Consider the following 26,613-nt stretch of genomic DNA (forward strand, 5'->3'; position numbering starts at 1 on the left):
ACCCTGGTGCAGCGCCATTTCTCCCTCTTCCGTCAGCTGGCTTCTACCGTGCCATGCGAGCGAAGCAGCGTCAGGTCCGACTCGCCGCCGTCCTCGTCCCATCCGTCCAGGACCTTGGCGAACTCGGTCCTGGTCGCCGCCTCGATCTCGTCGAAGAGGCTCTGCTGGGCTGGCGCGTCTTCGTTGCGGACGATGTTTTCCAGTCGTGGCAACAGGTTGTCCGCCGACCACCGCGGCGCCGCCAGCGGGTGCCGGCGCAGCTCCCATTCCAGGAACTTGTTGAAGGGACGAACCCTGCGGTGCAGCGCGAAGATCACGGTTAACAGGTGCGCGATGCTGTCGGCCGCGTCGAGATGCGCCGCGAGCGTACGCCCGTCGCGGCGGTTTTTGGCCGCACGATAGGCAGAGTTGATGTACGCGTCCAAAGCGCCGGCGGTCAGGTTATGGGCTTCCTTTGACGTGAGCCGGGCCTTGCGGTGCACGATCGCCGCGATGTCCGCCCGGTCGATCAGGATTTTGGCGTGTACGAACGCATAGCGGTCCCAGTCTTCCGGCTCGCCAGGCAGCGCGTAGCGGCGGAACGCGGACAGAGACATCCAGTCGAGGTCGAGTTCGGGTGTACGCACTGGCTGCCAACCGGGTTCGACGCCGTCCGCGATAATCAAGTAGACGTCGTAGTCGGAATGTTCGGTCGCCATGCCGTCACGGGCTTTGGAACCACTGAGCACCGCGCCGACGACGGCCGGGTCGGCCTCGGCGCGCCGCATCAGGTCAGCAAAAGAAAGCATCTCGGAGTCTCCTCACGACGAAATAGACCCAGCGTCGGTTGACGCGGGTCGCGAGTGTCGCCTGAGGGTCATTCCACGCTCGTACGGTAGCCAGCGCCCGGTCGCCGGCGCGAACGGATTTCCCAGCAAGTGGAAGGTGATGGCCGTTACCCTGTGAATAATGCCACCGTACCGGCACAATGGTCGCTATGAAGTTGCACGAGAAAATTGACGGCCGGCTGCGGGACTTCGTGCTCGATCAGCCGGTTTTTTTCGTCGGCACCGCGCCGCTGGCCTCCAACGGCCATGTGAACGTGTCGCCGAAGGGGATGCGGGGCACGCTCGCGGTGCTCCGACGAGCGCCGGGTCGCCTACCTCGACTATGTCGCGAGTGGCGCCGAAACCATCGCGCACCTGCGCGAAAACGGCCGGATCGTGGTGATGTTCTGCGCCTTCAGCGGGCCGCCCAACGTCGTACGGCTGCACGGCCACGGCCGTGTCGTGCTGCCTGATGACGTGGATTTTCCCGACCTGCAGAAGCATTTCCTCGATCAGCCGCAGCACGCCGTACGAGCCATTATCGACGTTGAGGTCGATCGGGTCAGCGACTCGTGCGGTTTCAGCGTGCCGCGGCTGGACTACGTCGAGGATCGCGACCTGCTCGTCCGTCATTTCGGGCGAAAGAACAACGAAGAGGTCGAGGCGTATATGACTGCCAAGAACTCGTACAGCATCGACGGCCTTCCGGCGCTCAGTCCAGAGTGAGGGAAGTGGCCGCCGCGGCCAGCACCTCTGGCGCCGGCGGCCCGTCCGCGGCGCTGACCAGACCTTGGTTCTGCTCCACGAAATAACGCAGCTTTGACTCGTACGCGGCAAATCCGGCCTGATGGTCGCCGCCGGCGGCCTTGAGTTCGGCGGCGAGGACGTAAGCGCCGACCAGAGCAAGGCTGGTGCCCTGTCCGGAAAGTGGTGAAGCCGCATAGCCGGCGTCGCCGACGAGCGAGACCCGGCCGTTGGACCAGCTGTCCATCTTGACCTGGCTCATCATGTCGAAATAAAAGTCCGGAGCCGCCCACATCGCCTTCAGCAGCCGCTGCGTTTCCCAGCCGGTGTCCCACAAAAGTGTCCTCGACCAGCTGCATTTGCTGGCGAGTGTCCCGCCGGTCGTACGCGACTGGCTCGGACCGGAAGCCGAACATGCCGCGCGCTTCCGAGTTCTGCCGGGCGGTGTAGTAGCCAACCCATTTTCTCGCCGTCCCGGTGAAAGGTTTCCCAGTGCTCCAGACCGAGAAAATTCGGGGTGCTGAAGACGCTGAGATACGTGCCGAGGTCGGTCAGGAAGTCTTTCTCTGGACCAAAAGTCAGGGCACGTACGGCTGAGTGCAGACCATCCGCGCCGATCACCAGGTCAAATCGTCGAGCCGGCGTGTACTCGAACGTGACCGTGACGCCGTTGTCGTCCTCTACGAGCGCGGTAATGGTGTCGTCAAAGACATATTCGACGGTGTCCTTGGTCTGCCGATAGAGCAGGCCGGTCAGGTCGTCTCGCATGATCTCCACGTCCGGGTTGTCGATCACTCCGCCGGTCAGCGTCGCTTCGGTGCTGCGCATGACCTCGGTGCCGTCGGCGTCCACAAAGGACATGCCGGCCAGGTGGGTGGCGGCCTGCCGGGCCTCGTCCAGGATGCCCATCCGGTCGACGACTTCCAGCGCGGTGCCACGGATGTCGATCGCCTGGCCGCCAGGCCGAAGACCGGGAGCGCGCTCGACGACAGTCGGACCGAAGCCGTGCCGGTGCAGCCAGTAGGCGAGCGTGGGGCCGGCGATGCTGCCGCCGCAGATGAGCACAGTTCGTGTTCCGCATGATGGTCTCCCCAGTATTTGTACGCCGTACGGGTCAGTGCGTACACCGTATCGACAGAACGGTCGGGCCTGCTAGTTTTTCGGTAGAGCAAAGAAAAAAAATCCAAACTGTACTAGGTCAGGAGGCTCAGTTGACCGGTACGACGACGGTCGTGTACTAGTACAGGGCATGGAGCCGAAGCCGTACGAGCGGATCGTGGCGGACATCCGCCGGCAGATCGTGGCCGGCGAGCTGCGCGCTGGCGACCGGGTGCCGGCGACCCGGCAGATCGCCAAGGACTGGGGAGTCGCGATCGTGACCGCCAGCAAAGCGCTCGCCACCCTGCGGCAGGAGGGTCTCGTGCAGGCGGTGCCGCGGGTGGGGACCGTGGTTTCGCAGCCGAAACGCCGGGTCAGGGCCGCCGAGTCGACGCATGAGATCCAGCGGGACAACCTCGTACGGGTCGCCATCGAGATCGCCGACGCGGAGGGCCGGCGGGCGCTGTCGATGCGTCGGGTCGCGACCGAGCTGGGTGTGCCGACGATGTCTATCTATCGGCACGTACGCAACCGGGAGGAGCTGGAGTTGTTGATGGCCGACGCTGCTTTCGCGCAGGCCAGCCTGCCGGCAACCCCGCCAGTGGGCTGGCGAGCGCAGCTGGAGCTGTTGATGCGTACGCAGTGGGCGATGTGTCGCCGGCATCCGTGGCTCGCGCATGTCATCTCGGTCACCCGGCCGCGGCCGGCCCCGCATCTGGCCACCCACGTCGAATGGGTGATGCGGGCGATCGATGGCCACGGCCTGGACCCGAACACCATGATCACCACGCACATCATGCTTTTCAGCTGCGTACGCGCCATCGCGATCAACCTGGAGCCGGAGGCCGAGGCCGAGCAGGACACCGGGATGACCAGTCTTCAGTGGATGGACGTGCAGGAGGACAACGCAATGGGGGTGATCCTGCGACCGCAGTACCCAGTTTTCGCCCGCGTCACCGAAGAAGCCGACTTCGACCTGAACCTCGACGAACTCTTCGAATTCACGATGGCTCGTACGCTCGACGGCCTGGCCCCGCTGCTCACCCCTGGGTGAGGCCGCCCTGGAGCCAGGAGTCGACGGTGCCGGGCAGGTCGGTCGCGCCGGTGGCGAGGGCGGCGGCGAGCAGCATCCGGCCCTGCCACGGGCTGAGATCGACGCCGAAGATCGCGCCCGCCTCGGCCAGCGACGCGCCGCCACCTCCGCCGTACAGCGGCGCCACCGGTCCACTGTGGACACGGGAGCAGACGAGGACCGGAACGCCGTTCGCGACGGCTGCTCGCACAGCCTCCAGGATCGCGGGATTCGCATTGCCAGCACCAAAAGCGGCGAGCACGATGCCTTGCGCGCCGGCTCCGATGGCTGCGTCGAAAAGGGTCGTGTCGGCGCCCAGATAGAGCGGGATCACGTCGACGCGGGGGACCGGGACACCGGTCGGGACGGGCAGTGTCGGCGGCCTGGACGCGGCGGTCAGCGGGATGATCCGGCCGGCGGCGACTCGCAGTGCCGGGCCGCGGCCGGGCGCGTCGAAACCGTGCGTACTGAGCGTGTCGACCTTGCGGACACCGCGGGCCGCGAACGCGTGGCCGTCGAAACACAGGAGTACGCCACGGTCGCGCGCGGCTGGGTGCGCGGCCAGCGCGAGCGCGTCGGAGAGGTTCGCCGGGCCGTCCGCGGCGGGGTCGTCGAGCGTGCGTTGGGCGCCGGTGAACACGATTGGGGGCGCGGGTCGTCGTGGCCGAGCGAGACCAGGAACGACACCTCCTCCATCGTGTCGGTGCCGTGTGTGACGACGATGCCGGCCACGTCTGGATCCGCCAGCGCCTCGTCGATGTGCCGCTGGAGCGTACGCAGCTCGGTCTCGCTCCACGCGAAGCTCGCGATCGTCGCGACATCGCGGATCGACACGTCCAGGCCGTCCGGGAGCGGGGTGTGGGTAAGCAGCTCCGCGCCGCCAGCGGCGGCGTACCGGCCGTTGGCGCCGGCCCGGCTCGCGATGGTGCCACCGGTGGCCAGCAGGCGGACAGCGGGCACAACGACCTCCCTCATCTGCGTTCCTTGCCCGAAGCCTGTCACGAACGAGCGTGGTCACCGGAAGGTGGTAAGCAGTGAAGTGCACCACTCGTCTGAGCCGTCGGCGTACTGGTGAGTAAGGATGACGACCTGGCCATGTCGAAAGGTGGTTGCGATGCCGGAGCAGGACTGGACCGGGCGGACGATGGTGATGTCCGGCGGCAGCAGGGGCATCGGCCTCGCGATCGCGCTCGGCGCGGCCAAGCGCGGCGCCAACGTGGTGCTGCTCGCCAAAACCGGCGAGCCGGACCCGCGGTTGCCGGGCACGGTGCACACCGCCGCCGCCGAAATCGAGGCCGCCGGCGGGCACGCGCACGCGGTCGTCGGTGACGTACGGTCCGAGGAAGACGTGCAGCGCGCGATCGACGAGGGTGTGCAGCGCTTTGGCGGCATCGACTTCTGCGTCAACAACGCGAGCGCGATCAACCTGCTGGGCACGGTTGAGCTGCCGGTGAAGCGTTTTGACCTGATGCAGCAGGTGAACGTCCGCGGCACGTTCCTGCTGACCCGCGCGTGCGTGCCGCACCTGCGCAACGCGAGCAACCCGCACATCCTCACGCTTTCCCCGCCGATTGGGCTAAAACCCGAGTGGCTTGGCGGTCATCCGGCTTACACGCTGTCGAAATACGGCATGAGCCTGCTGACTTTGGGCTGGGCGACCGAATTCCAGTCCGACAAGATCGCCGCCAACTGCCTGTGGCCGCGGACCATCATCGCCACCGCCGCGGTGCAGAACCTGCTCGGCGGCGACGAGGCGATGGCCCGCTCGCGGACGCCGGAAATCGTCGCGGACGCGGCCGTGGAGATCCTGTCCCGGCCGTCCACCGAAGCAACCGGGAACACGTATATCGACACCGATGTGCTGGCCGAAGCCGGCATCACCGACCTGTCGAAATACGGCGGCGGCACGGAACTCGCGACGGATCTCTTCGTCGAGGGCTGACCTTGCTCCCGGCTCCCGAGCTGACGGCCGAGCCAACCTCACGATGGCGAATTGTCCTGCTGCTGGCCGGGGTTTTGTTGCTGGCCGCCAATTTACGCGTACCGTTGACGTCGGTCGGCCCGGTGTTGTCGAACATCTCGACGGACGTCGGGCTGCCGGCCAACCTGCTCGGTCTGCTCAATTCGACGCCGTTGCTGGCTTTTGGCCTGTCGTCAGTGCCCTTGGCCACGCTCGGTCGCCGGTGCGGGGTTGAGCGCGTCCTCGGGTTCGCACTTTTCGCGCTGGCCGCTGGACTGCTGTTGCGTTCGGCGCCGTCGGTGGTGGCTCTTTTCGCCGGTACGATCGTGCTGAGCGTGGCCATTCCGGCGGGCAACGTTTTGTTGCCCAGCGTGGTGAAACACCATTTCCCGACCGAGATCACCCTGATCACCGGGATTTACGCGGCGACGATGTCCGGCGTCGCCGCGATCGGCTCCGGGGTGGCCGCGCCGATCGCGGCCGCGTTCGCTGGCGGCTGGCGACTCGCGCTCGGGTGTTGGGTCGTCCTCACAGTTTTGGCGATAGCGCTGTGGATCCCGCAGTGGCGATCCGGTGCCGTCCAAGCCGCCGGCATCGGAGCGGCCACCGCTCGTACGCCGTGGCGCTCGGCTTTGGCCTGGCAGGTCACCCTTTTCATGGGGCTGCAGTCGCTCGGATTCTATGTCTGCATCGGCTGGTTGCCGAGTTTTCTGACCAGCGCCGGATACACCGCCGTACATTCCGGATTTCTGTTGTTCTACTACCAGGCGGTGTCGCTGATCGCGTACGTCGTCGGCCCGCTGCTGCTGCGCAAGATGCGCAGTCAGCGAGCTTTCGCCGCGCTCGCCTCGGTTTCCTGCGCGACGGGCTATGTCGGCCTGTTGGTCGCGCCGAGCGCGGCCCTGGTCTGGTTGACCCTGGCCGGCCTCGGCGCCGGTGCGTGCCTGGTCACCGCCCTGTCGTCGTTTTTCAGCCTGCGGGCGGCGAACCCAGCTGGTGCGGCGGCGTTGTCCGGGATGGCCCAGTCGATTGGCTACTTGATCGCGGCGGCCGGCCCGATCGCTTTCGGCGCCATCCGCTCCGCCGCCGACAGCTGGATCCCCGCACTCATCGCACTAACCGCGTGCGCGCTCGTACAAACGGTGATCGCCCTCTACGCCGGCCGCGCCAAAACCATCTAACGGGGTCAGGATTTCCCGTAGACGACGTTGCCGCCGGCGACATGTACGTCGACCGCGGGCAGCGGCTTGGGGGCCGGGCCGGCGAGCACCTTGCCGGTGAACGCGTCGTACTGCGAGCCGTGGCAAGGGCAGTTGAGCTGCTTGCCGGCAGGCGCGACCGTGCAGCCCATGTGGGTGCAGATGGCGCTGAACGCGACCGCCGTTCCGGCCGTCGGCTGGGCGATGCAGATCGGCTTGCCGTCGTCGTCTTTCGACGAGATGGCCTGGCCGACCGGCACGTCCGAAAGCTTGGCGAGCACGGCGCCGCCGGCCGGTGCCGAGGTGGCGCCCGCGGCTGGCGCGCTGGTGCCGCTTCCGGCGGTCGGCGTGGCCGTACCAGCGGTCGGGCTGGAGCCGCAGGCCGCGAGGACGGCGGTGCCGCCGACGGCCACTGCGGTGCTGGCGAGCATCTTGCGGCGGGACAGGTCGCTGTCAGTCATTCTTCGGGTGCCTCTCGTTCCGAACGGGGAACTGCCTACCCAAACAGACACGGAGCCGGCGGCGAAATGGTTCAGTGAACCGCGCGGACCGCTGTTCCGTGTACGTGGATATGACGACAACGAGAACGGTGCCGACTGGGGTCGGCACCACCGACGGCATCGTTCGGGGCCTCACGGCGGCCGGTGTGCTGATGTCGGCCGACGTACATTTAGCGCTCTACTTCGGCGGATTTGGCAGCATTCCGGTGATCGGCCTGCTGTTCATGGTCAACGCGATCGCCGGCCTGCTGATCGGCGTCGGGGTGGTGGCCGTCCGGCACTGGGTGGTCGCGTTCCTCGCGCTCGGGTTCAGCGTGGCCACCCTCGCCGGCTTCTACCTGTCGGTCGCGGTCGGGCTCTTCGGTTTCCGGGAGACGCTCACCGGCACGCAGCAGGTGATGGCGGAGGTGGCCGAGATCGTCGGCCTGATCGGCGCGCGGTGTTGCTCGGTACGCAGTGGCGGCGGTCGTCGCGCGCGCTCGTACGGGCGTAGCGTGTCTCACGGCGGGGACCCGCTGAGATGAGACCGCTGCCCGAGTGGCCGGTGCGGCCGAGGAGTGATGTGGGAGCCAGTGACGACGTCGACTTGATGCGCGCGCTGCACGCCGAGCACGGATCCGCGCTCTGGTCGTACGCGATGCGGATCACTGGCGACCGCGGCCGCGCCGAGGACGTCGTGCAGGAAACGATGTTGCGGGCTTGGCGAAACCCGCGGGTGCTGGACCAGACTCGCGGGTCCGCCCGCGCCTGGTTGTTCACGGTGGCCCGGCGAATCGTGATCGACGAGTGGCGGTCCCGTCGCAACCGGGACGAGATCGCCACCGCGCAGGTGCCGGAGGTCCCGATCGAGGACCAGACCGACAAGGCGTTGCAGTCATGGTTGGTGGCGGACGCGATCAACCAGCTTCCGCAGGCCCACCGCGAGGTGCTGCTGGAGTGCTACTACCGTGGGCATTCGGTCGCCGAAGCCGCCCGGGTGCTGGGAATTCCCGAAGGAACAGTCAAATCGCGGACACACTACGCACTTCGCGCGCTCCGCTTGGCGCTGCAGGAAATGGGGGTGAGCGAATGATCCACGACGACTTCGCCACCTATGACGCCGCGTACGTGCTCGGCGCGCTGTCGCCGGCCGACCGGCGGGCGTACGAACAACATCTCACCGAATGCGACATTTGTTCGCGGGCCGTGCGGGACCTGGCCGGCATGCCGGGGCTGCTCGGCTCGGTGCCACTGTCCGCTGTGTTGACACTCCGTCGGCGCGACGAGCCGGTGCCGGACATGTTGCCGCGGCTGCTGAGAAAAGTGGGCCGGGACCGCCGGGTTCGCAGCTGGTGGCTGAGCGGGGTGACCGCGGCCGCCGCCGCGTTGGTGCTGTTTTTGTCTCTGGCTCTGGTGCTGGTGGTTGGTACGTCGTCCGGCCAGCAGCCCGTCCAGGCGGTGGCCCAGCAGCTGACGCCGACCGTCAGCACCGACATCCGGGCCACCGTGTGGCTGACGAACGTGGCCTGGGGGACCAAAATCGACCTGGAGTGCACCCATGACGCCGACACCAAATACCCGCGCGGCTGGTACGCGCTGACAGTGACCGACCGCAAGGGCCGGGTCGAGCAGGTCGCCAGCTGGAGCACCGTTCCCGAGCTGAAGACCATCAAAATGGCTGGCTCGACCGGTCTGCCCACCGACGACATCGTCGCGGTGGACGTACGAACCGCGACGAACAAAATCATCCTGCACCTGACACGGTAAAGTGTCGGCGATTGAGGTGACCGTAAGGTGATGCCTTGGGCAAGCCTGCGCTCGTACGTCCGAGGAGAACTATGGTTTCCGCCACACAACCCGACATTTCCTCATCTGGGAGGTTGCGTCGGGCGTTGCCGCGCGGGGTCGCCTTCTGGCTGGTGGGGGTCACGTCCACGCTGCTGGTGATGTCGTCCGCGGTGCCGTCCCCGATGTATGTCGTCTACCAGCAAGAATGGCATTTCTCGGCGGCGATGATCACGGTCATCTTCGGCGTCTATGGCATCTGTGTCCTGGGTAGCATGCTGCTTTTCGGCTCATTGTCGGACACGGTCGGCCGTCGCCCGGTGCTGCTGGGCGCCCTTGTTCTGATGCTCGCCGCGATGACGCTTTTCGCGCTCGCGCATGGTGTCGCGTGGCTGCTGGCGGCCCGGATCGTGCAGGGTATGGGCGTCGGCATCGCTACCGGCACGGTCGGTGCCGCGCTGATCGAACTGGCTCTCCGCGCGCAACGCGCCGAGCCGCGGCACGTTGGTCAACACCACGGCGCCGGTGCTCGGTGCTGCTGTTGGCCCGCTCATCGGCGGAATGCTTGTGCAATATGGCCCGGCGCCGACGGTGTTGTCCTATTTGTTGCTGCTGGCCGTTTTCGCGGTCGCTGGGGCGGTTTTGGTGTTCTTGCCGGAAACCGCGCCGAACGCCGGCGGCCGTTTCCAGCTGAAGCCGCGCCGCATTTCCATCCCGGCGCCGGCTCGCCGCTCCTTCGCCGTTCTCGCGCTGACCGTCGCCACAGTGTGGGCTTTCGGTGGCACGTTCCAAGCGCTCGGCCCGTCTCTTGTCGCTGACCTGCTGCACAGCCAAAACCACCTGCTTGGCGGCGCGGTCGTCGCCGTACTGGCCGCCGCCGGCGCCATTGGCCAGCCGGTCTTCGGTCGGCTGACGGGTCGGCAGCCGGTGGTGGCGGGCGGCGTGATCCTGGTTTTGGGGGTGATTGGCCTCCTGGCTGGGATGGCGACGAGTTCGGTGCCGGTTTTCATTGGCGGCATCGCGATTCTGGGCCTCGGGTCGGGGGGCGCCGTGTTTATGGGCGCTTTCCGCTTGATGGCCGCGCTCGCCGACCCGGAACACCGCGGTGAATTGCTGGCCGCGGTTTATATCGTCGCGTACTTGGGTCTGTCCCTGCCCGCCATCGGCGCCGGGATCGCGGTCCGGTATTTCGGTCTGTACGCGACAATGTCTGTGTTCGCGGTGGTGGTAGCGGTTTTGATGGTGGTGTCGATGGCCGGCCTGCCGCTGTTGTCGCACCGGCACCGGTCCGCGGAATCGTTGGCCCGGGACGTCCCGGTGGCCGTACCGCACCCGTGCTGCCCGCCGCACCCGGACGCGACCGGCGTCTCACCGAAGGTCCCGGTGGGGGTTTGACCACTACCAAGCCGCTAGTGGTTAAGGGACATTTGAGACGTGGCGCAGGGTGGTTGGCGGAAGAGCATTTTGGCGGTGTGGGAGGTTGTTGTCCCATTTGTGCAGCAACCGTCCGGCCGCGGTGGTCGCCAATTTTTGGCGGCGAGCAGGCGAAGATTTACTGCCACTAGCGCAGCGATTCTCGCTGGCGGTGGTGAGCCCGGGTTCGCCGGGGGTCGTTCCTGCCGTTAGAACGGTGGTGGTGGGTTTTTCGTCGTTGGGTGTGACGTCGTAGGTGCGTCCGGTGGGGCTTGTCCAGAGGAATCGGCCTGGTGTTGGTTGGGTGACGGTCCAGCCGTGTTCTTTGATGTCGTTGTGGAATTTGCATGCTGGTCCGGTGCTGTCGTACGCGGTTTTCCCTTCCGGGTCACGGAAGGGGGTGGTGTGGTCGAACTCGCAGGTCGCCGCCGGCCGGTTGCAGGCGGGTCCGCAGCACCGTTGGTCGCGTGCGTTGACCAGGTCCCGCAACGCCTGGGTCGGGCGGTAGCGCGTACGCCCATGGTCGATCACCACACCACTGACTGAATCGGTGAGGATTCGGTACCATTCGCTGTTTTCGTCGCCGGCGAGTTCGTGTGCACGTTGGGCGGTCATGGGGCCGTAGCCACTGAGGATCGCGGGGTTGTCGTCCAGGCCCATCAGGGTGGTGGCGTCGACGCGGAGTTCGATTTTGGTGCGTACGTTGCTCGGCACACCCAGGCACAGATCGGTCAACGCATCCGCTCGCAAAGCGTCCATCGTCCGAGTCTCGTCTTTGGTTTTGAGGCTGCGGGCGATGGTGTCGATGATGCGGTAGATCGCTTCCGCTGACTCAGCGGGCAGGAACGCGCCCAGCAGCGCCATCCCGCCTTCGCAGGGCTGCTTTTCTACTCGCCTCTCGGAGACCAGCTTCTTGCGGCGGGCCTCGGCGGCGGCTGGGTCGATTTTGATGACCTCCCGCCGGGCCCTGTCCCGGATCGATCGAGGCGTTTTCGAGTCGGCGCCGGGTAGGACTTTTTCTTCGACTTTCTGGGCGATTTCGGGTGAGAGGTGACCACTTGGTCAGCGAAGGTGAAGGCTTTGCGCAGGTCAAGGTGACCGTGAGACATCCCGGCCATGGTGCCGGGGAGTTCGTGGACGAGTTGGTACGCCAAATTCAGTCGTTTCTGGGCCGCTGACAGGCTCCAGGTCAGTGATGCGGCGATTTCACCGGCCGCGTACTTGGAGAAGGGTGCACCGACGGCGGGTCGGGCGTTGGTGAAGCGGTCCATGAACCGCATCTGCATCGCCTGCGTATACGAAATCACCTTATCCAGCGCCTCGACCGCGGCCAGCGCGGTGTCAGCGTCGGCTCGGCCGTACCTGTCGAGTTCTTCCAACATTTGCAGGGGGACCCAGCTGGGTGGCATGGTGCGCCACGGCTGTTTGTTGGGGTCGGTGAATTCCGGTCGCCTTCGTTTTCTGCTCATGACCCGATTTTACTGGCTGCCACCGACAGTCGGGCTGCCAGTTTTCGTTTCTGTGGATAAGAAACGGACCACTCAACCCCCTGTGGAAAACCCTTGTTTCAGAGCGCGCTCTGGCGTCCGACAGAGGCGGAATATTCGTCGCTCTCTTCCAGCTCTGCCCGCCACAAACGGTTGCCCCGGCGACAGGCCCATGTTTGCGCAGCAACCGTCCGACTAACACTTGACCAGCCGTATCACCAGCCCAGCGGCCGCGTCCGGGGAAAGTCCACTACAACGCCCCCGCCTTAGTAGTAAGGTGCCGCCGCGGTCTGCGCCCAAAGGCGGACAGCCTCCGGGCCGAGCTACTCAGGCCACACTCGCCCCTACGGCGGCGGCCGCCTCGGGCGGCAGGTCGTATGGATTTTCCGAAGGTAACAGGCTTTGCGCCGAAGTCAGCTCGCCGTCGACGACCAGCTGGCGGACTTTGCGTACGGTGCCGGTGATGTCCGTGACGGACCGGGTCGCAGTCAGTGCGTAGTCGCGGACATGTGGACCGCCGATGCCGATCTGGATGGACCGCCACGGCAGCGGATTCAACTGGAGGTCACGCTCTGGGTCCCACTGGACGCGTACGTGCGTCTGCTTCTTGCGCCGCGACCATTGCACCTGACTCGCATAAATATCACGGTCGTAGTGACTCAAAGTCGCATTTGTGAGACATCGATCGAAAAACTGCCGGTCGAGCTGGATTGCCAGCACCCGTTCCTGATCCGGTTTTGGTGGCCCAGCCGCAGCGATACATCATCCACAGAAAGGACGGCTTGATCCAGGTCATCCGCTCGATTTTGAAGGGTGGCACGAAAGCCTGCGCCGTTACCGCGGGCTCGGCGATTGCCGACGCGTACGCCTGGTAGACGATGATCGTGTCGTCGTCGTAAGCGGCACGTACCTGACGGGCCGGTATCTGATCCATGGTCCTGGATTCTCCCACTGGATCAGGCGATGCGTTGGAGGGACCACTGCTGGCAGGTGCCGGTGGTGGCCGCCCAGTAGGGCCAGATGTCCGTACGGGTGCCGGAAACGCCCGAGCAGCCGCCGATATCGAGCACCTGGCCCGGTGAGGCGGTTCGTCACTCGGTAGGAGCCGTCGCCGACTGGATCGAGATACCACGACTGGCAGTCACCGGGTTGGGCCCGGTGAACGTCCACAGTGGACGCCCTCGCGGTCTGGCATCCGGCGGTGCCCAGCGGATATCCGGAATTGCGGGCTGTGATGGTGTACGAGCCGTTTCCGCCGTACCGGATCCGCCACTGCTGGCAGGCCAGGCCTTGATAGGTGGCGATGTCCACCGCAGTGGCGTTCGCGGACGTACAACCGCTGACGTCCAGGCCGGTGCTGGTCGAATTCTGCGGCGTCAGGCGATACGTGCCGGTGGCCACCGTGGCGGCGCCCGGATCGCCGGACGGCAACGGCATGGACTGCCAGGAAGCCGCGGGGACACCGAAATTCGGGGTCCCGTCAGCGTTCCAGTTCACCTTCTGTACGCGGGTGGACCGGTCGCCACCGCAGTTGCCGACCACGCTGCCATTCGACGAGGTCACCGCGTGATAGGCGTTCCAGATCTCGGTGTGCCGTCCGGAGAGGTGAAGAAACTGTTGTGGCCGGGCCCGAAAACCCAGTTGGTGTCCGAACGGGTGAAGACCGGGGTGGTCGATTTCGTCCAGGAAGCGGGATCCAGCACGTTCGAGCCGGTGAAGGTGAGCATCGCCAAGGAATAGTCGGGGGACTCGCACGCGCTGACCGAGAAGACGATGAAAAGCTTTCCCTTGTGCCGCAGCACAGTCGGGCCCTCGTTCACCGGCCGGATGTGGGTTTCCCAGGAGTTGGTGGGACGGGACAGCGCGACCGGCGGGCCGCTGGTGGTCCAGGGGTTGCTCATGGGCGCGATGACCAGGCTGTTCACATTCAGTGAGTCGGCCTTGGAATACAACAGGTAAAGCGACCCGTCCGGCTGCTGCAGGATGCTGCCGTCGATGGAGAACGAGCCGGACGACAGTTGGCCCTTGAAATGGTACGTGCCGAGCGGGTCGGTGGTGTCGGCCTCGATCGCGTACGTACATGTTGTGGTGGTCGATGTTGCCGTCGTCAGCGGTGTAGTAGACGTACCATTTCCCGTTGATTCGGTGCAGTTCGGGCGCCCAGATGTCGCAGCATCGGGAGGCCGCGTCCGCTGACCCGGTCCACACCCGGTGCGGCGTGGCGGTCGACAGGCCGGTGATCGATGCCGACTGGATGATCGAGACGCCGCTGCCCTCGGTCCGCAACAGGTAATAGAACCCATTTTGGTAGCTGATCTGCGGATCCGCGGTGTTCAGTACCAGCGGGTTACGCAAGGTGTTCTGCCGTGACGGCGGGCAGGCCGGCCGCCGCGCCGGCCGGCCCCACCACGGCCGCTGCCAACAGGCCCACGACCAGCAGCGCGAGTAGTCTCAGCAGTCGCATCCAGGTGCCTCCTCAAGACGTATACAACGTTGTAGAGTAGCCGGGTTTGAGCGGTAAACCGTAGTGAAGACCTCGGGCGGCCATCAGGCAAAACCCTTGCGACACGGTCGAGGCGCTCGCTGCCAACATCCGTGTGGCCGAGCTCATCGACGTTGGGCCGTCCGGCGTGGACGTGGCGGCCGACCGCGCCTGGATCAGCGACGAGCAGCCGGGTGCCACTGGCGGACGTTCACCGTCCGTACGCTGGACAAGTGCGTGCTCCCAGATCTTCGCCGCCTGGCCAGCGAGAATTTGCCAGTGGATGGGCCGGCTTTGACCCGCGTTCTGTTGGTGGGCCTGGGGTGTCGCTCGCCGGCACGTTTGGAAGTCCTTTGACGGTTGATGATTTACAGTGACCGGAGTGGGCGAGATCCGGGATGCCGCATCCACTGGGCGCGCGTCCGGTGGACTGGTAGGGCGCGGCCGGGAGATGGCGGTACTCACCTCGGCGGTGGAATCCGCGCGCGGTGGAGCGGGTCGGATCATGCTGCTCACTGGTGAGGCCGGAATTGGCAAGTCCAGGCTGGCTGTCGAGACGACGGCGCTGGCGGCCCGCCGGGGTTTTGGGGTGTGGGAGGGCCGGGCCGATCCGCTGCAGGCGGGGTTGGCGTACGCGCCGGTGGTGGAGGCGTTGCGGCCTCGCCTCGCGGCCATGACGGCGCCGCACGCGGCCCGGGTTCTGGACGGCCTGACCGACCTCGGTCGGTTGTTCACTCACCCGGCGTTGCCTGGACAGTTGTCGGCTGGGGACCCGGAACTGGACCGGATCCGAATGTTCGAGGCGGTCGTCCAGCTTTTCCAGCGGTTGGCCGAACAACAACCGACTGTCCTGTTCGTGGACGATCTGCACTGGGCCGATTCCGGGACTGTCGAGTTGGTGCACTACATCGGCCGAAGTACGTCAGGTCAGCGACTGCTGGTGCTTGCCAGTTACCGCGTCGGTGAACTGACTGGCCTGCTGGGGGACTTGGCCGCGGACGTACGTCGGCGAGATCCCGATGCCGAACTCACGCTGGCGCCGCTGGCGGGCCCTGCGGTCGCCCAGCTCATCGGCGATCTGCTGGGCGCTGAGCCGGCTCCGTCGATGGTGCGCGGCGTCACCGAACGTACTGGGGGGGGTGTGCCGCTTTTCGTGACAGCTCTCGTGCAGAGCGGCGCCGAGTCCGCGCTGGAGTCCGGCCAGTTGCCGGTCATCGTTCGCGACGTGGTGCTCGGGCGGCTCCAGCGGCTCGGCGAAGACGAGCGGCGGTTGCTGGAAATCGTGGCGGTAGCAGGGGAAGGTGCGTCTGAGGACGTGCTGCGCGCTGTTTGGTTATCCGGCGATTTCGATGCTCAGCTGGGTAACCTGATCGCCAGTGGGCTGGTAGTTGAGCGGGAGTCGGGCCGGTCTTTGGCCTACCGGGTCGGGCATCCGCTGTATGCCGAGGTCGCGTACGCCGAGCTGACCGCGAAGGAACGGCGCGGCATGCACGCGGCGCTGGCGACAGCGATCGACTCCGTACGAGCGGACGACGTGCTTGCCCTGGCGCCGCACTATCTCGGCGCCGGCGACCTGCTGGTCTCCCAGCGCGCGATCGACATCCTCGCCGAAGCCGGCTGGCGGGCAATCCGGGTCACCGCGTACGGGGAGGCGGTCCGCTACCTGAGCGCTGCGCTCGCGGAAACCCGTACCGCTGGCCCGGATGAGGCAATCGTCGAGCTGCTGTACGGACTCACCAGGGCCTTGATGTGCGAAGGCCGGATCGCCGAGGTGGTCCCGATCTGTGAGGAGGGCGCGGTGCTGGCCGAGCGGTGCGGCACAACCAGCCGGTCGGGCTGGTTTCGCTACCTGCTGGCGGTTCACGCATCCGAGAGCGGGAACTCCACGCTTGCCGAACCGCACCTCGGCACCGGCATTCCGCTGATGAGCGACACGTACGACGACCTCGCCATGCGGTTGACCTTCGAGCTCCGGCACGGAGACTCACAGCGGCTGGCGCTGCTCGCCGCGCAGCTGACATCCGCCGCCGACCATGATTCGTCGCCGCACGCGAGCGCATCAGCCCATATCGGCCAGGAAATAACGGCACTGTTGGCGGGGGACTTCGCCGCGGCCAAACGGGAAGCCCAGCAGGCGCGGGACCTGACCAGCAGCGACACCGGTTTCCCGCTGCTCCTGGAACGAGCCACCCGCGACCTGATCGGTCTGTCCGTGCTGGCTGGGGATGCCGCGGCGGCCGTGCGGCATGCCGAGCACATCCTGCGCACCGAAATGAGGTTCGGGCCGCTTCTCGCGCAGTGCAGCGCGCGGTTTTCCTTGTCGATAGCGCGATATCTCGCCGGCGACGCGCCAGCGGCCCTACTGGACAACGACCGCGGACTGGAGGTGTCGCGGCGCATTTCGGTGGGCCGCTCGCTCGCTCGTACGCAGGTTACCCGCGCTTTTTCTGCTGGCTGAGCTGGGGCGCTCCGGCGAAGCGGCGACCGTATTGGCCAAGGCGGTCGACGGCTTCGGAACGGGCTGGCAGACCGACGGCGGCCTTCGCGCGCTGCGGGACCTGGCCCAGCTGGCGCTGGCGCTGACGACCGGTGGACGCGGCGGCTGGTGAACTGTCCGACGGAGTCGTCATCTACGAGCCTGCCGGCGCCTGCCTGATGCTGCTTTTCGAGGGACGGGCGGCAATCGCCAGCGCAGACCTCGCCAGAGCCGCCGCGCCGCGACGACCGACCGACTCCGGACGATCGGCCGGACCGCGCCGTTCCCGGACACGCTGGCCGACCGATTGACCGGCCTGCGGCTGGCTGCCATCGGCGATCCAGACGCCGCGGCCGACCTGTTGCGGTCTTCGGCAGATCGCACTGGTGCCATGGGCATGCCGGCGCTGGCTGCGCAGACCCGCTTGGAGCTGGCCGAGTTGGCCATCGGCGATGACGAGCGCCGCGAGATCGTGGTGTCCTGTCACCAGATCTTCCAACAGGCCGGCGCAGTGCTGTGGCTGGACCGGTGCCGACGGCTGGCCCGCTCGGCCGGGCTGACTTTGGGCTCCAGCCGCCGTACGGGCCCGTTGACCAAGCGAGAGACGCAGGTCGTTGAGCTCGTCGGAGAGGGACTGACGAACGCCGACATCGCCGCACGGTTGTTTCTCAGCGAGCGAACCGTCGAGGCGCATCTACGCCACAGTTACGCGAGGCTCGGTCTGACCACACGCGTCGCGCTGGCCCGCTGGGCGGCTGAGAATATTGCTGAATAGTCCAGATGTACGCACTAGCACCGAAGCGACGGCGAGGCTGGACTGGCGAGCATTGCCGATATGAGACAGATCCACTGGCTCGCCGCCATCACGATGGGCGATGCGCCGGCAGTAGGGCAGAAAGCCGCTGTTTTGGGGGAAATGCTCACCCGCGGCTTCCGGGTGCCACCCGGGTTTGTGCTCGGGGTCGGTTCCCAAGCCGTTACCGAAGCCGACCTGGACGCGGTCGTCACGGTGGCCGAGAAACTCACCGACAAACCGCTGGCCGTACGATCGTCGGCCGTCGCCGAGGACCTGCCGGACCGGTCGTATGCCGGCCTCTACGAAACCGTGCTGAACGTGTCCGGACCGCAGGCCTTGCGAGCAGCCGTACGGAAGTGCCTCGCCTCCGCTGACAGCGAACGCGTGTCGGCGTACGCCACCAACGGGCCGATGGCCGTGCTGGTGCAGGAAATGGTGCCGGCGGACGCGGCCGGCGTTGCCTTCACCGCCAATCCCGTCACCAACGCGACCGACGAGACGTCGATCAATGCAGTGCTCGGCTTGGCCGACGACTTGGCGTCCGGAAAAGCGGATCCGGAACAATGGACGATCGCCTCCGCTGCGCCGTGGCCGCACCGGATCAGCGGCCCGCTCGACGTCCTCAGCGAAGACCAAGCCAGTGAGATCGGTAACTTGGCCGGGAAGGTCGCCCAGCGGCTGGGCGGACCGGTGGACATCGAATGGGCGTACGCCGGCGGGCAGCTGTTCCTTTTGCAGGCCAGGCCGATCACTGGCCTGGTCCAGCAGGTGCCGATTCCGGTGGAGATCCCACCTGGGTTCTGGATCCGGGACTCCGCGCACGGACCGCGACCCCGTACGCCGATGACTGTCAGCGTTTTCCAGGAAGAACCCGCGTTGGCCGCCGCCTTTGCGGAGTACGGCGCGTTGGTCCGGCCCAAGATGGCCGAGATCGGCGGCTGGCACTATCGGTCCTTCTATCCGCTGTCCGGAAATCCGGATGCTTCGCCGCCTCCTGGATGGCTGTTGTCCATACTGGTCAGGGTGATCCCCGCCTTTCGCGGGAAGCTGCGTCGCACCAGGGAGTATCTCCGGGGCCGTGAAGCCGAGGAGTTGGTGGCCCGCTGGTCGGGGGAGCTGCGACCAGCGCTGGAAAAACGAATCGACCGCCTGCGCGACGACGGGCTGGGCGCGCTGGACGATACCGCCGTGTTGAACCGGTTGGACGACCTACAAGGCCTCGTTGCGGAGGGTCTACGACTGCACATGCGGCTGGCTGTGCCGCACGGAAAAGGTATCGCGGAGCTGCATTTCGCCTGCCGTGACCTGCTCGGCTGGCGGTGGCAGGAGACCGAGCAACTGCTCGTCGGCCTCTCTGAACGCTCGACCGCACCAGCCCGTGCGCTGGCAGCGGTGACGGCACTCGGTCCGGATTCGCCGAAGTTCGCCGCAGCGCTGGCAAACTACCGGCGCACGTACGGTTGCCGGGCGATTGGCTACGAGGTCGCCGAGCCGACGCTCGGCGAACTGTCCGGTCTGATCGACCGACTGATATCGGAGGCGACAGCCAATGGCGAGACAGACTCGGCGCCGCGGACGACTCGCCGGGACAAGAGCGCGGCCCGTGCGCGAGCGGCGCTGCGGGACGACGATCTGCGGCAGTTCTTAGCCGCGCTCGCTCAGGCTGAGATCGCTTACGGAGTCCGCGAGGACAACGCGTTCTTCACCGTCGGCGTGCCACTGGGGCTGCTGCGTTTCGGCCTGCTGGAAGCCGGTCGCCGGCTGGTTGACCGTGGGCTGCTGACAAGCGTTGACGATATTTTCTTCGTCAGTCTGGAAGAAGCCTGCGCGGCCCTTGCCAACAGCATCGACTTGCGTACTGACGTCACGAAGAACCGTGGCCGGTATGTTTGGGCGTTAGCCCATCCCGGTCCGCCAACATACGGGAAAAATCCCGGCCCGCCACCAAAACTACGTTGGCTGCCAGCTCCTACCCGGCACATGATGGCCTGCGTGGAGTGGACGATCGAGCAGATTTTCGCTCCGGAGCTGAGCACCCGGACCACCGTCGACGGCGCGTCGCTGACTGGGGTCGCCGCTTCGGCGGGGCGCTATCGCGGGCCTGTCCGGGTGATCGAAACGGAAGCGCAGTTCGGCAAGCTGCGACCCGGTGACGTGCTGGTCTGCCCGGCAACCAATCCGTCATGGTCAGTCCTGTTCGCCTCAATTAGCGCACTGGTCACCGAATCCGGCGGCGCACTGTCGCATCCAGCGATCATCGCCCGCGAGTTCGGCATTCCCGCGGTGGTCGCCACCGGCTGCGCGACCTCGGTGCTGCTGCGGGACGGCCAGATCGTCACCGTCGACGGCTCACTTGGCGTGGTGGAGCTCGAATCATGACCGCGGTTTTGAGCGTACTGACCAACGCCTTGGGCACCGTGCACGCGTACTCAGCCGCAGTTCGGCTTGGGGTGCTGGACCGCATCGACCGGGAGCCCGGCACTGCTGCCGAGGTGGCCCAAGCCTGCGGACTCAACGGGCACGGCACCGCACTTTTGTTGGCGTCATTGGAAACCACTGGCCTCGTTGATCGGCTGCCAGACGGTCGCTACCAGCCGATCGTGCCCGGTCTGGCTGGTCTGCACCCGATGCTGGCGATGTGGGACAACCTGTCGGACGTGGTACGCAACGGAAATCCGGTACTGAATCTGGACAAGCCCGAGCAGGCGGCGAGTTTCTATCCGCAGTTGGTGACGGCCCTGGGCGCTGCGCACGAGTCGACCGCATTGCACCTCGCGCAGAACCTGCCGGCAGCCAATCGCGTGTTGGACGTTGGCGCCGGCGCCAGCCCGTGGAGCATCGCGCTGGCAGCCCGGGATCGGGTATGCAAAGTCACCGCCATGGACCTGCCGGCAGTGCTCAACACAACCCGGCGAGCCACCAACAGAGCCGGAGTCGCCGACCAGTTCGACTATCTTCCCGGCGACGTCTTCGAAATCGACCTACCAGTGGCCGCGTACGACCTGGTGCTGGTCGCCCATGTGTGTCACCTCTTTGATCCGGACACCGTTGGGTCACTACTCGGGCGGCTCAGGCCAGCGGTGGCTCCGAGCGGCGCTCTCACGGTAGTCGACATCGTACCCGGCGGCCGCGCGCGACACTGCATGAACTGGGTCTTTACCTGCGCACGTACGGCGGTGCGGATCACCCACCCGACAGATACCGCCGATGGTTGGCCGCCGACGGATTCACCGTCACCGAGCCGGTCGTTCTGGACAGCGACCCTCCGATGTTCGTGATTTGCGCCCAGGCGAGCGCGAACCCCAACCGGACAGGAGAACGCCCGTGAGCCCGACCGGTTCGCGGAACCGTTCGGTCATTCGCCACCGAACACCCAGATGATGGCGCCCGACTACCCGCGACGCCGATCTTTTCACAATAGATACCCCAAATGCAGCCGCCAGCCGCGGACAGCCAGCAGAGTCCTGGGCATCGACGATGATCAGGAATGACGCGCACATAGACCTTGCCAGCGGTGCCCGGACTCAACCACAGAAGAAATATCCGTATGACTTTAACTGGAGGACCTCGAACATGCTGATCGGATCTGCCCATCCACGTGGGCGACTTCTCCTGGCGATCGGCCTGACCGCCCTGTTTGTGTGCGGCTTTCTTACAAACGCTGCGAAACCGGCTGGCGCCGCGGTTGGGCCCGCGGACAGTGACTACTACGAAATCCCCAACAGCGCACTGCCATCGGCGCCTTGCCTGCAGGAAGGGGCAAATCATTGGGTCCAGGTAGCAACGTGCGATCCGAACAATGCCGCCCAGCAGTGGGCCACCGACTACGACAGCCCATACGGAATCATGTTCCGCAACCGCGTCAGCGGCCTGTGCCTGGGCACGAACCACGAAAATGTGCTCGGCGGCGGTGTCAACGACGAATACTGTGAAAGCGACCTCGACGAGCTCTGGGGCATGACGGAGGTTTACCACGCTACCTACCAAATCGTGAACCAAGCGAGCGGAGGGTGCCTGGAAAACGATGAATACCAGAACGAGGTCTCTGTGTCGGCATGCGCCCCGAAGAACCTCGGCCAGATGTGGTTCTGGACCGGTCAAAGCAATCGAGGGTGATTGACCGGGTCTGATTCAGGTTGCTCGCGGGATCACTCTCCGGGTGGCGGAACGTCCGTACGAACGCGTCCTGCACAGCGTCCTGGGCGTCCGCCACATTTCCGGTGAACGCCTACACGGTGACTTGCTGTCACCTCAACGACCAGCGGTTGACGGATCCGGTTGCATCCACCGTTCGAAGGAGGGGCTACTGCTGTAGTAGGACTCGACTTCGGGGATGGGGCGGGCCTGGGCGTCATTGGGGTTCTGGTGGAACTCGGCACGGGCGCGGCGCTGGCGCAGCAGGTCCCAGCACTGGTCGAGGTGCTCTTCCAGCTCTTTCAGACGGGCCTGGTGCTCCGGTTTGAGCCCCTGCCCGACCGCGCTGCGGCGCAGCTCATGCTCCTCGGCGATCAACTCGTCGATCCGGCCGATGATCTGGCCTTCGTTCTCAGCCATGGCAGTGTTTCTCCTTTTAGAGTACGGCGTCGAGTTCGCCGAGTCGGGTGGTGAGGCGGAGGTTCTCGGAGTAGTCGACGGGGCAGGCGATGATCGCCACGCCATCGCTGGCGAGTGCTTCTCGCAAAGTCGGCAAAAGCTCGTCTGCGGCACCGATTCTCACGCCTTTGGCGCAAAAAACTCGCCGCATACTGCACGACATCGGGATTTCCGAAGGCGACATTGCTGTGTGCTTGCCGAGCTCGAGGTCCATTTTCCACTCGATAAGGCCGTAGCCGTTGTCCTCCCAGACCAGCACAACCAGCGGGATGTGTTCCCGCACGGCCGTCTCGATTTCCTGCGAGTGCATCAGGAACGAGCCGTCACCGACCGAAGCGAGCACTTTGGTGTCCGGCTTTGCCAGCGACACGCCCAAAGCGCCCGGAAGCGCGAATCCCATGGTGGAGAGGCCGTTGGAGATCAGACAGGTATTCGGTGCGTACGTGGGATAAAGCCGCGCCATCCACATCTTCAGTGCGCCAGTGTCGACCAGCACGATGTCCTCGCGACCGAGCGCGGCCCGGGTGTCGGCGACAATTCGCTGCGGCGCAAGGGGATAGCGGTCGTCCTGGCGGCCGCGGGTCAACTCGTCGTCCAGGAGCGCTCGTACGCGCGGAGCTGGCCTTGCTGGCTGCTCGTAGTCGGCGAGCGCGGCGGTGAGTGCGTCGAGCGAGGCGCTGAGGTCGCCTTCGATGCCCACATCGATGGAGTAGTGGGCGTCGACCTCGGCCGGGAAGCGGTGAATGTGGATGATTTTCTTGTCGGCCGGTGGGTTGATCCGTACCGGATCGAATTCCTGCAGCTCGTAGCCGACCGAGATGATCAGGTCGGCCTCGTCGAAACCGAAGTTCGCGTAGTCGTGCCGCATGAAACCAATGGTGCCGATCGCGTTCGGATGGTCGTCCGGAATAACGCCCTTGCCGTGAAAACTCGTCGCGACCGGGATGCTGAAACGCTCGGCGAAAGTGGCGACCGCCTTGCCGGCGTCGTTGCGGGCGGCGCCGTGGCCGGCCAGCAGGATGGGCTTGTGAGCCGTACGGAATAGGTCCGCGGCCCGCTGCACCTGGCTCGGCGATGGGGCCTCGGCTCGTACGACATTGCGGGGCAGTGGGCGCGCGGCGGCATCCGCGGCGGCCTCGTCGACATCTTCCGGCACGGCCAGGTAGACCGCGCCTGGCCGCTCGGTTTCGGCTGTCTTGAAGGCCTTCCGGAACATCTCCGGAATGGCCCGCGGCGACGGCACACTGGCGGACCATTTGGTGATGGGCGCGAACATCGACACCAGATCGACGAACTGGTGCGATTCCTTGAAGTTGCGGTCGGCGCCCACCTGCGCCGAAATCGCGACCACCGGCGTGCTGTTGGTGGTCGCGTCCGCGACGCCGAGCTGCAGGTTGATGGCGCCCGGGCCCGAGCGTCGCGGACATCACACCGGCGGTGCCGGTGACCCGGCCGTACATCTCCGCCATAAATGACGCGGCCTGCTCATGTCGGGTCAGGATGTATCGGATCTCGGATTCGTCCAGCGCCTGGGTGAAATGGATGTTCTCTTCGCCCGGAATGCCGAAGACGAACCTCACGCCTTCCGATTCCAGGCAGCGGACCATCAGCTCGGCGGCGGTAAGTTCGCTCACGTGCTCGAACCTACCCCCCGCGGGCGGGTCAGGGGGGGTGAGGAGTACCGGCCGGATGTTGACCTTGCTCTGGTTGGTGAACGCGTATTCGGCCTCCGCCAGCGGGAAGGTCTCGATGATGGGGCGTACCCTTCAGGACGGCGAAGTTCAGGGTGTCCTCGCTGTCCTGCGCGACGCCGCTGTACCAGCCGCCGATCTTCAGCCGGTCGGTGGCGAGCACGTGGCCGGTGACCTGGATCGGCTGCTGGCCTTCCAGCACGATCAGCTCGCCGTTCGGCCGCAGCCCGCTGACCAGGGCGGACTGTAGGTCGGCGTGGTCGACGGTGGCCACGATCACGGCTGCGCCGCCGTGCTTGCGGACAGCCTCGCCGGCGTCGCCTTCGTTGCTGTCGATGTATTCGTCGGCGCCGAGCCGGCGGGCCAGCTCCTCCTTGTCCCGGCCGCGGTTGATGGCGATCGTACGAAAGCCCATCTTGTTGGCGAACTGGATCGCCAGGTGGCCGACGCCGCCGACGCCCTGGATGGCGACCATGTCGCCCGGACCGGCCGGCGAGTGCCGCAGCGCGTTGAACGCGGTGATGCCACCACACATCAGCGGCGCGGCCTCTTCGAACTTCAGGCCCTCCGGCACCCCCGCGCCACGGCGTCCTGCGGCGCGACCATGTATTCGGCGTAGCCACCGTCGTACGAGGTGCCGACGATCGTCCTGCTGACGCAGTTGGTGAAGTCGCCGCGCCGGCAGAACTCGCAGGTCAGGTCGCTGCCGCCGGACCAGCCGACGCCGACCTTGTCGCCGACCTTCCACAGCTGGACGTCCTCGCCGACCGCGTCGACGACACCAGCGATCTCGTGGCCCGGGACGCGCGGCAGCTGTACGCCGAACAGCCCGAGGCGGGGGATAGCGTCGCCGCCGCAGATGCCGCAGGCGTGCACCTTCACCCGTACGTGGTTGCGCCCCGGCTCGGGCACGTCCATTTCCGTGACGACGAACGGGCCGCCGGCAACCTGTGCTTGAACTGCTTTCATTATCCCTGTCTCCTCTGAGTTTTTTGAAGGTCGTGGTTTTCGAAGTTCAGTGCATTCCGCCGTCGGCGACGATTTGTTGTCCGGTGATGAGGCCGCCCGCATCGGAGGCCAGGAACGCGGCGATTTCCGCCACGTCCTGCGCCGTGCCGAGCCGGCGGATCGGCACCATGTCGATCAGGCTCTGCTTGTACGCGTCATTGGCTGGGTCGGTGAAAATGCCGGCACCGTCGATCGGCCCGGGCACGATGGAGTTCGCGGTGATGCCACGACGGCCGAGTTCGAGGGCCAGTACGCGTACGAGATAACCGGAGGCGACCTTGCTGGTGCCGTAAAGACCGACACCTTCCTGCGGAACGGTCGTGGTGTTGGAGGAAATGTTGATGATGCGACCGTTGTCCGCGACCCGGCGCGCGGCTTCTCGCATCACGAAATACGGTCCCTTGGTGTTGACCTGGAACAGCTGGTCGAAATCCGCCTCGGTCACGTCGGTGACGGGGATGTTCACCTTTTCCATTCCGGCGTTGGCGACCACGATGTCGAGATGGCCGAATTCCGCGGTGGCCGCATCGAAAAGCGTGGTGATGCCGTCCACAGTGGACACGTCGGCGGCGACGGTCAACGCTTTCGTGGTGACCGCGTCACGTACCTCGTCGGCCGCGGCCTTGTCGCGAGAATAGTTGATGATCACGTTCGCGCCCTGAGACGCGAGCTTCAGCACGATGGCGCGGCCGAGGCCTTTGGAGGAACCAGTGACCAGCGCGGTCTTTCCTTCGAGTGACATGTGTTAATGATCGGACGGCCGGGACGAATGCGGAAACAACAATTCGTGGGGGAGCCCACAAGCGATCGTTGTGGCAGGATGGCTGGCGTGGATCTGAGCCTGCGGCTGATCGAAGCGCTTCTCGCGGTGGGTCGAGGAGGGCAGCATGACACGCGCGGCCACTCGGCTCAACATGACCCAGCAAGCGGTCAGCGGGCAGATTCGCCAGTTGGAGCGGATCGCTGGCACGGCCTTGCTGCTCCGCCTTCCGCAAGGTGTCGAGCTGACGCCGGCCGGCGAGGTGGTCGCCAAACAGGGTGCCGCGCTGGTGGCCGCCGCGACCACGATGCTGAGCGAGGCGCATCTGCTCGGCGAGGGGAAGTCGCATCGGCTGCGGATCGCCTTCAAAGGGCAGAGCACCGCCCATTTCATGCCCGACGTGGAGGCCGCCTTGCGCCGGGTGGCGCCCGAGGTCGTCCTGGAGCCACTGTCCGTGAGCACCCTGCCGGACGAGATCGACGCGCTGGTCAACGGTGCCGCGGACGCCGCCTTCCTGTGGCTGCCGATCGGCGACGACGACCGTTTCACCAGCCACGACCTGATCTCCGAGCCACGGATGGTGGCACTGTGTCCGGGCCATCCACTCGCCGCCCGTACCGAGCTGCGGATCGCCGATTTGGCGAACGAGCCGATCGTCGGGTACCCCGCCATCTTCGGTCCCGAGGGCCGTAGCGGTCGTCCGATTCTGGTTCATCGACCCTCGCCCGGACGGACCCCCGACATCTTCGGTCCCGAGGGCCGTA

Annotated in this window: 28 protein-coding genes and 6 pseudogenes; 16 read left to right on the forward strand and 18 right to left on the reverse strand. The window is 66.0% G+C overall.

Annotated elements, in window-relative coordinates:
- Positions 1 to 32: 32 nt before the first annotated feature.
- The gene (locus GNX96_RS31965; protein WP_163571718.1) at positions 33 to 788 is read right to left on the reverse strand and encodes a hypothetical protein; all 756 of its coding nucleotides are present in this window, start codon (positions 786 to 788) and stop codon (positions 33 to 35) included.
- 188 nt (positions 789 to 976) lie between these two features.
- Between GNX96_RS31965 and GNX96_RS61580 the strand changes: the two are divergent.
- A pseudogene (locus GNX96_RS61580) lies at positions 977 to 1,532 on the forward strand (pyridoxamine 5'-phosphate oxidase family protein).
- On the opposite strand, the pseudogene GNX96_RS31980 reads toward GNX96_RS61580, so the two are convergent.
- Positions 1,519 to 2,645, reverse strand: a pseudogene (locus GNX96_RS31980) (FAD-dependent monooxygenase). The pseudogenes GNX96_RS61580 and GNX96_RS31980 overlap by 14 nt on opposite strands.
- 154 nt (positions 2,646 to 2,799) lie before the next feature.
- Between GNX96_RS31980 and GNX96_RS31985 the strand changes: the two are divergent.
- Positions 2,800 to 3,702: a GntR family transcriptional regulator gene (locus GNX96_RS31985; protein ID WP_163571720.1), complete on the forward strand. Its 903-nt coding sequence runs from the start codon at positions 2,800 to 2,802 to the stop codon at positions 3,700 to 3,702.
- On the opposite strand, the gene GNX96_RS31990 is transcribed toward GNX96_RS31985, so the two are convergent.
- Together GNX96_RS31990 and GNX96_RS65335 are read right to left on the reverse strand one after the other, a co-directional pair.
- Positions 3,689 to 4,360, reverse strand: coding sequence for an asparaginase domain-containing protein (locus tag GNX96_RS31990; protein ID WP_279582043.1), 672 nt, complete (start codon positions 4,358 to 4,360; stop codon positions 3,689 to 3,691). The genes GNX96_RS31985 and GNX96_RS31990 overlap by 14 nt on opposite strands.
- 71 nt (positions 4,361 to 4,431) lie before the next feature.
- A pseudogene (locus GNX96_RS65335) lies at positions 4,432 to 4,695 on the reverse strand (asparaginase domain-containing protein); the annotation flags it as partial.
- A gap of 139 nt (positions 4,696 to 4,834) precedes the next feature.
- On the opposite strand from GNX96_RS65335, the gene GNX96_RS31995 reads away from it, so the two are divergent.
- On the forward strand, positions 4,835 to 5,662 hold the full coding sequence (locus GNX96_RS31995; RefSeq protein WP_163571721.1) for an SDR family oxidoreductase: 828 nt from the start codon (positions 4,835 to 4,837) through the stop codon (positions 5,660 to 5,662).
- 2 nt (positions 5,663 to 5,664) lie between these two features.
- Positions 5,665 to 6,861: an MFS transporter gene (locus GNX96_RS32000; protein ID WP_163571722.1), complete on the forward strand. Its 1,197-nt coding sequence runs from the start codon at positions 5,665 to 5,667 to the stop codon at positions 6,859 to 6,861.
- 5 nt (positions 6,862 to 6,866) lie between these two features.
- On the opposite strand, the gene GNX96_RS32005 is transcribed toward GNX96_RS32000, so the two are convergent.
- Entirely contained in the window at positions 6,867 to 7,340 is a 474-nt protein-coding gene (locus GNX96_RS32005; protein ID WP_163571723.1) for a QcrA and Rieske domain-containing protein, read from the reverse strand.
- A 110-nt stretch (positions 7,341 to 7,450) separates the two neighbouring features.
- Here GNX96_RS32005 and GNX96_RS32010 point away from each other — a divergent pair, with 110 nt between their 5' ends.
- The 5 genes and pseudogenes from GNX96_RS32010 to GNX96_RS32030 all read left to right on the forward strand — a co-directional run bounded on the left by GNX96_RS32010 (position 7,451) and on the right by GNX96_RS32030 (position 10,538).
- A complete protein-coding gene (locus GNX96_RS32010) occupies positions 7,451 to 7,903 on the forward strand; it encodes a hypothetical protein (RefSeq protein ID WP_279582045.1) in 453 nt (150 codons plus the stop codon).
- 38 nt (positions 7,904 to 7,941) lie between these two features.
- A complete protein-coding gene (locus GNX96_RS32015) occupies positions 7,942 to 8,451 on the forward strand; it encodes a sigma-70 family RNA polymerase sigma factor (RefSeq protein WP_279582046.1) in 510 nt (169 codons plus the stop codon).
- Positions 8,448 to 9,125 carry an anti-sigma factor family protein gene (locus tag GNX96_RS32020; protein ID WP_279582047.1) on the forward strand — a complete coding sequence of 226 codons (678 nt, stop codon included), beginning with the start codon at positions 8,448 to 8,450 and terminating at the stop codon, positions 9,123 to 9,125. The genes GNX96_RS32015 and GNX96_RS32020 overlap by 4 nt, the downstream gene beginning before the upstream one ends.
- Positions 9,126 to 9,328: 203 nt before the next feature.
- Positions 9,329 to 9,574 (forward strand): annotated as a pseudogene (locus tag GNX96_RS65340) (MFS transporter); the annotation flags it as partial.
- Positions 9,575 to 9,647: 73 nt separating this feature from the next.
- A complete protein-coding gene (locus GNX96_RS32030; protein ID WP_279582049.1) occupies positions 9,648 to 10,538 on the forward strand; it encodes an MFS transporter in 891 nt (296 codons plus the stop codon).
- Positions 10,539 to 10,559: 21 nt separating this feature from the next.
- Here the strand turns inward: GNX96_RS32030 and GNX96_RS32035 are convergent, their stop codons facing one another.
- The 7 genes and pseudogenes from GNX96_RS32035 to GNX96_RS65350 all read right to left on the reverse strand — a co-directional run.
- Positions 10,560 to 11,534 (reverse strand): DUF222 domain-containing protein, encoded by a 975-nt coding sequence (locus GNX96_RS32035; protein WP_279582056.1) that lies wholly within the window; start codon positions 11,532 to 11,534, stop codon positions 10,560 to 10,562.
- On the reverse strand, positions 11,444 to 12,025 hold the full coding sequence (locus GNX96_RS32040; protein WP_163571727.1) for a DUF222 domain-containing protein: 582 nt from the start codon (positions 12,023 to 12,025) through the stop codon (positions 11,444 to 11,446). Before GNX96_RS32040 ends, GNX96_RS32035 begins: the two co-directional genes overlap by 91 nt.
- Before the next feature lie 345 nt (positions 12,026 to 12,370).
- Positions 12,371 to 12,763: a DUF4291 family protein gene (locus GNX96_RS32045; protein WP_313885829.1), complete on the reverse strand. Its 393-nt coding sequence runs from the start codon at positions 12,761 to 12,763 to the stop codon at positions 12,371 to 12,373.
- Complete coding sequence (locus tag GNX96_RS65345) at positions 12,687 to 12,977, reverse strand: DUF4291 family protein (RefSeq protein ID WP_390624194.1); 291 nt, start codon at positions 12,975 to 12,977, stop codon at positions 12,687 to 12,689. Before GNX96_RS65345 ends, GNX96_RS32045 begins: the two co-directional genes overlap by 77 nt.
- Positions 12,878 to 13,606, reverse strand: coding sequence for an RICIN domain-containing protein (locus GNX96_RS32050; protein WP_279582050.1), 729 nt, complete (start codon positions 13,604 to 13,606; stop codon positions 12,878 to 12,880). The genes GNX96_RS65345 and GNX96_RS32050 overlap by 100 nt, the downstream gene beginning before the upstream one ends.
- Entirely contained in the window at positions 13,603 to 14,154 is a 552-nt protein-coding gene (locus tag GNX96_RS32060; RefSeq protein ID WP_390624196.1) for a family 43 glycosylhydrolase, read from the reverse strand. The genes GNX96_RS32050 and GNX96_RS32060 overlap by 4 nt, the downstream gene beginning before the upstream one ends.
- Before the next feature lie 22 nt (positions 14,155 to 14,176).
- Positions 14,177 to 14,398 (reverse strand): annotated as a pseudogene (locus GNX96_RS65350) (hypothetical protein); the annotation flags it as partial.
- Positions 14,399 to 14,640: 242 nt separating this feature from the next.
- On the opposite strand from GNX96_RS65350, the gene GNX96_RS32065 reads away from it, so the two are divergent.
- The 6 genes from GNX96_RS32065 to GNX96_RS32090 all read left to right on the forward strand — a co-directional run bounded on the left by GNX96_RS32065 (position 14,641) and on the right by GNX96_RS32090 (position 21,913).
- Positions 14,641 to 14,823 (forward strand): hypothetical protein, encoded by a 183-nt coding sequence (locus tag GNX96_RS32065; RefSeq protein ID WP_163571731.1) that lies wholly within the window; start codon positions 14,641 to 14,643, stop codon positions 14,821 to 14,823.
- Positions 14,824 to 14,898: 75 nt separating this feature from the next.
- Positions 14,899 to 16,983 (forward strand): ATP-binding protein, encoded by a 2,085-nt coding sequence (locus GNX96_RS32070; RefSeq protein ID WP_163571732.1) that lies wholly within the window; start codon positions 14,899 to 14,901, stop codon positions 16,981 to 16,983.
- Positions 16,984 to 17,308: 325 nt separating this feature from the next.
- Positions 17,309 to 17,776: a helix-turn-helix transcriptional regulator gene (locus tag GNX96_RS32075; RefSeq protein ID WP_163571733.1), complete on the forward strand. Its 468-nt coding sequence runs from the start codon at positions 17,309 to 17,311 to the stop codon at positions 17,774 to 17,776.
- Positions 17,777 to 17,836: 60 nt separating this feature from the next.
- Positions 17,837 to 20,176 carry a PEP/pyruvate-binding domain-containing protein gene (locus GNX96_RS32080; RefSeq protein WP_163571734.1) on the forward strand — a complete coding sequence of 780 codons (2,340 nt, stop codon included), beginning with the start codon at positions 17,837 to 17,839 and terminating at the stop codon, positions 20,174 to 20,176.
- Complete coding sequence (locus GNX96_RS32085; protein ID WP_163571735.1) at positions 20,173 to 21,075, forward strand: class I SAM-dependent methyltransferase; 903 nt, start codon at positions 20,173 to 20,175, stop codon at positions 21,073 to 21,075. The genes GNX96_RS32080 and GNX96_RS32085 overlap by 4 nt, the downstream gene beginning before the upstream one ends.
- Positions 21,076 to 21,274: 199 nt before the next feature.
- Positions 21,275 to 21,913: an RICIN domain-containing protein gene (locus GNX96_RS32090; protein WP_163571736.1), complete on the forward strand. Its 639-nt coding sequence runs from the start codon at positions 21,275 to 21,277 to the stop codon at positions 21,911 to 21,913.
- Between the two features lie 135 nt (positions 21,914 to 22,048).
- Here GNX96_RS32090 and GNX96_RS32095 read toward each other — a convergent pair whose 3' ends face one another.
- The 6 genes and pseudogenes from GNX96_RS32095 to GNX96_RS32110 form a co-directional block, all read right to left on the reverse strand.
- Positions 22,049 to 22,351, reverse strand: coding sequence for a DUF2630 family protein (locus GNX96_RS32095; protein WP_163571737.1), 303 nt, complete (start codon positions 22,349 to 22,351; stop codon positions 22,049 to 22,051).
- 16 nt (positions 22,352 to 22,367) lie between these two features.
- Positions 22,368 to 23,741 (reverse strand): acetolactate synthase large subunit, encoded by a 1,374-nt coding sequence (locus GNX96_RS32100; protein ID WP_390624195.1) that lies wholly within the window; start codon positions 23,739 to 23,741, stop codon positions 22,368 to 22,370.
- A 112-nt stretch (positions 23,742 to 23,853) separates the two neighbouring features.
- Positions 23,854 to 23,997: pseudogene (locus GNX96_RS65355) on the reverse strand (thiamine pyrophosphate-binding protein); the annotation flags it as partial.
- A 55-nt stretch (positions 23,998 to 24,052) separates the two neighbouring features.
- On the reverse strand, positions 24,053 to 24,655 hold the full coding sequence (locus tag GNX96_RS56880; RefSeq protein WP_279582051.1) for a zinc-binding dehydrogenase: 603 nt from the start codon (positions 24,653 to 24,655) through the stop codon (positions 24,053 to 24,055).
- On the reverse strand, positions 24,640 to 25,050 hold the full coding sequence (locus GNX96_RS56885; protein WP_279582052.1) for an alcohol dehydrogenase catalytic domain-containing protein: 411 nt from the start codon (positions 25,048 to 25,050) through the stop codon (positions 24,640 to 24,642). The genes GNX96_RS56880 and GNX96_RS56885 overlap by 16 nt, the downstream gene beginning before the upstream one ends.
- A gap of 46 nt (positions 25,051 to 25,096) precedes the next feature.
- Positions 25,097 to 25,831, reverse strand: a complete 735-nt coding sequence (locus tag GNX96_RS32110) for an SDR family oxidoreductase (protein WP_163571738.1) — start codon at positions 25,829 to 25,831, stop codon at positions 25,097 to 25,099.
- A gap of 145 nt (positions 25,832 to 25,976) precedes the next feature.
- Here GNX96_RS32110 and GNX96_RS32115 point away from each other — a divergent pair.
- A partial coding sequence (locus GNX96_RS32115) for a LysR family transcriptional regulator (protein ID WP_163571739.1) occupies positions 25,977 to 26,613 on the forward strand: 637 nt, incomplete at its 3' end.

It is taken from the genome of Fodinicola feengrottensis, from assembly GCF_010993775.1.
In the GTDB taxonomy this organism is placed as follows: Bacteria; Actinomycetota; Actinomycetes; order Mycobacteriales; family HKI-0501; genus Fodinicola; species Fodinicola feengrottensis.

Coding starts and splice junctions, on each gene's coding strand:
- GNX96_RS31965 (WP_163571718.1), bottom strand. CDS start 788: ATGCTTTCTTTTGCTGACCTGATGCGGCGCGCCGAGGCCGACCCGGCC.
- GNX96_RS31985 (WP_163571720.1), top strand. CDS start 2,800: ATGGAGCCGAAGCCGTACGAGCGGATCGTGGCGGACATCCGCCGGCAG.
- GNX96_RS31995 (WP_163571721.1), top strand. CDS start 4,835: ATGCCGGAGCAGGACTGGACCGGGCGGACGATGGTGATGTCCGGCGGC.
- GNX96_RS32005 (WP_163571723.1), bottom strand. CDS start 7,340: ATGACTGACAGCGACCTGTCCCGCCGCAAGATGCTCGCCAGCACCGCA.
- GNX96_RS32010 (WP_279582045.1), top strand. CDS start 7,451: ATGACGACAACGAGAACGGTGCCGACTGGGGTCGGCACCACCGACGGC.
- GNX96_RS32020 (WP_279582047.1), top strand. CDS start 8,448: ATGATCCACGACGACTTCGCCACCTATGACGCCGCGTACGTGCTCGGC.
- GNX96_RS32040 (WP_163571727.1), bottom strand. CDS start 12,025: ATGAGCAGAAAACGAAGGCGACCGGAATTCACCGACCCCAACAAACAG.
- GNX96_RS65345 (WP_390624194.1), bottom strand. CDS start 12,977: ATGGATCAGATACCGGCCCGTCAGGTACGTGCCGCTTACGACGACGAC.
- GNX96_RS32080 (WP_163571734.1), top strand. CDS start 17,837: ATGAGACAGATCCACTGGCTCGCCGCCATCACGATGGGCGATGCGCCG.
- GNX96_RS32085 (WP_163571735.1), top strand. CDS start 20,173: ATGACCGCGGTTTTGAGCGTACTGACCAACGCCTTGGGCACCGTGCAC.
- GNX96_RS32090 (WP_163571736.1), top strand. CDS start 21,275: ATGATCAGGAATGACGCGCACATAGACCTTGCCAGCGGTGCCCGGACT.
- GNX96_RS32095 (WP_163571737.1), bottom strand. CDS start 22,351: ATGGCTGAGAACGAAGGCCAGATCATCGGCCGGATCGACGAGTTGATC.
- GNX96_RS56885 (WP_279582052.1), bottom strand. CDS start 25,050: ATGAAAGCAGTTCAAGCACAGGTTGCCGGCGGCCCGTTCGTCGTCACG.
- GNX96_RS32110 (WP_163571738.1), bottom strand. CDS start 25,831: ATGTCACTCGAAGGAAAGACCGCGCTGGTCACTGGTTCCTCCAAAGGC.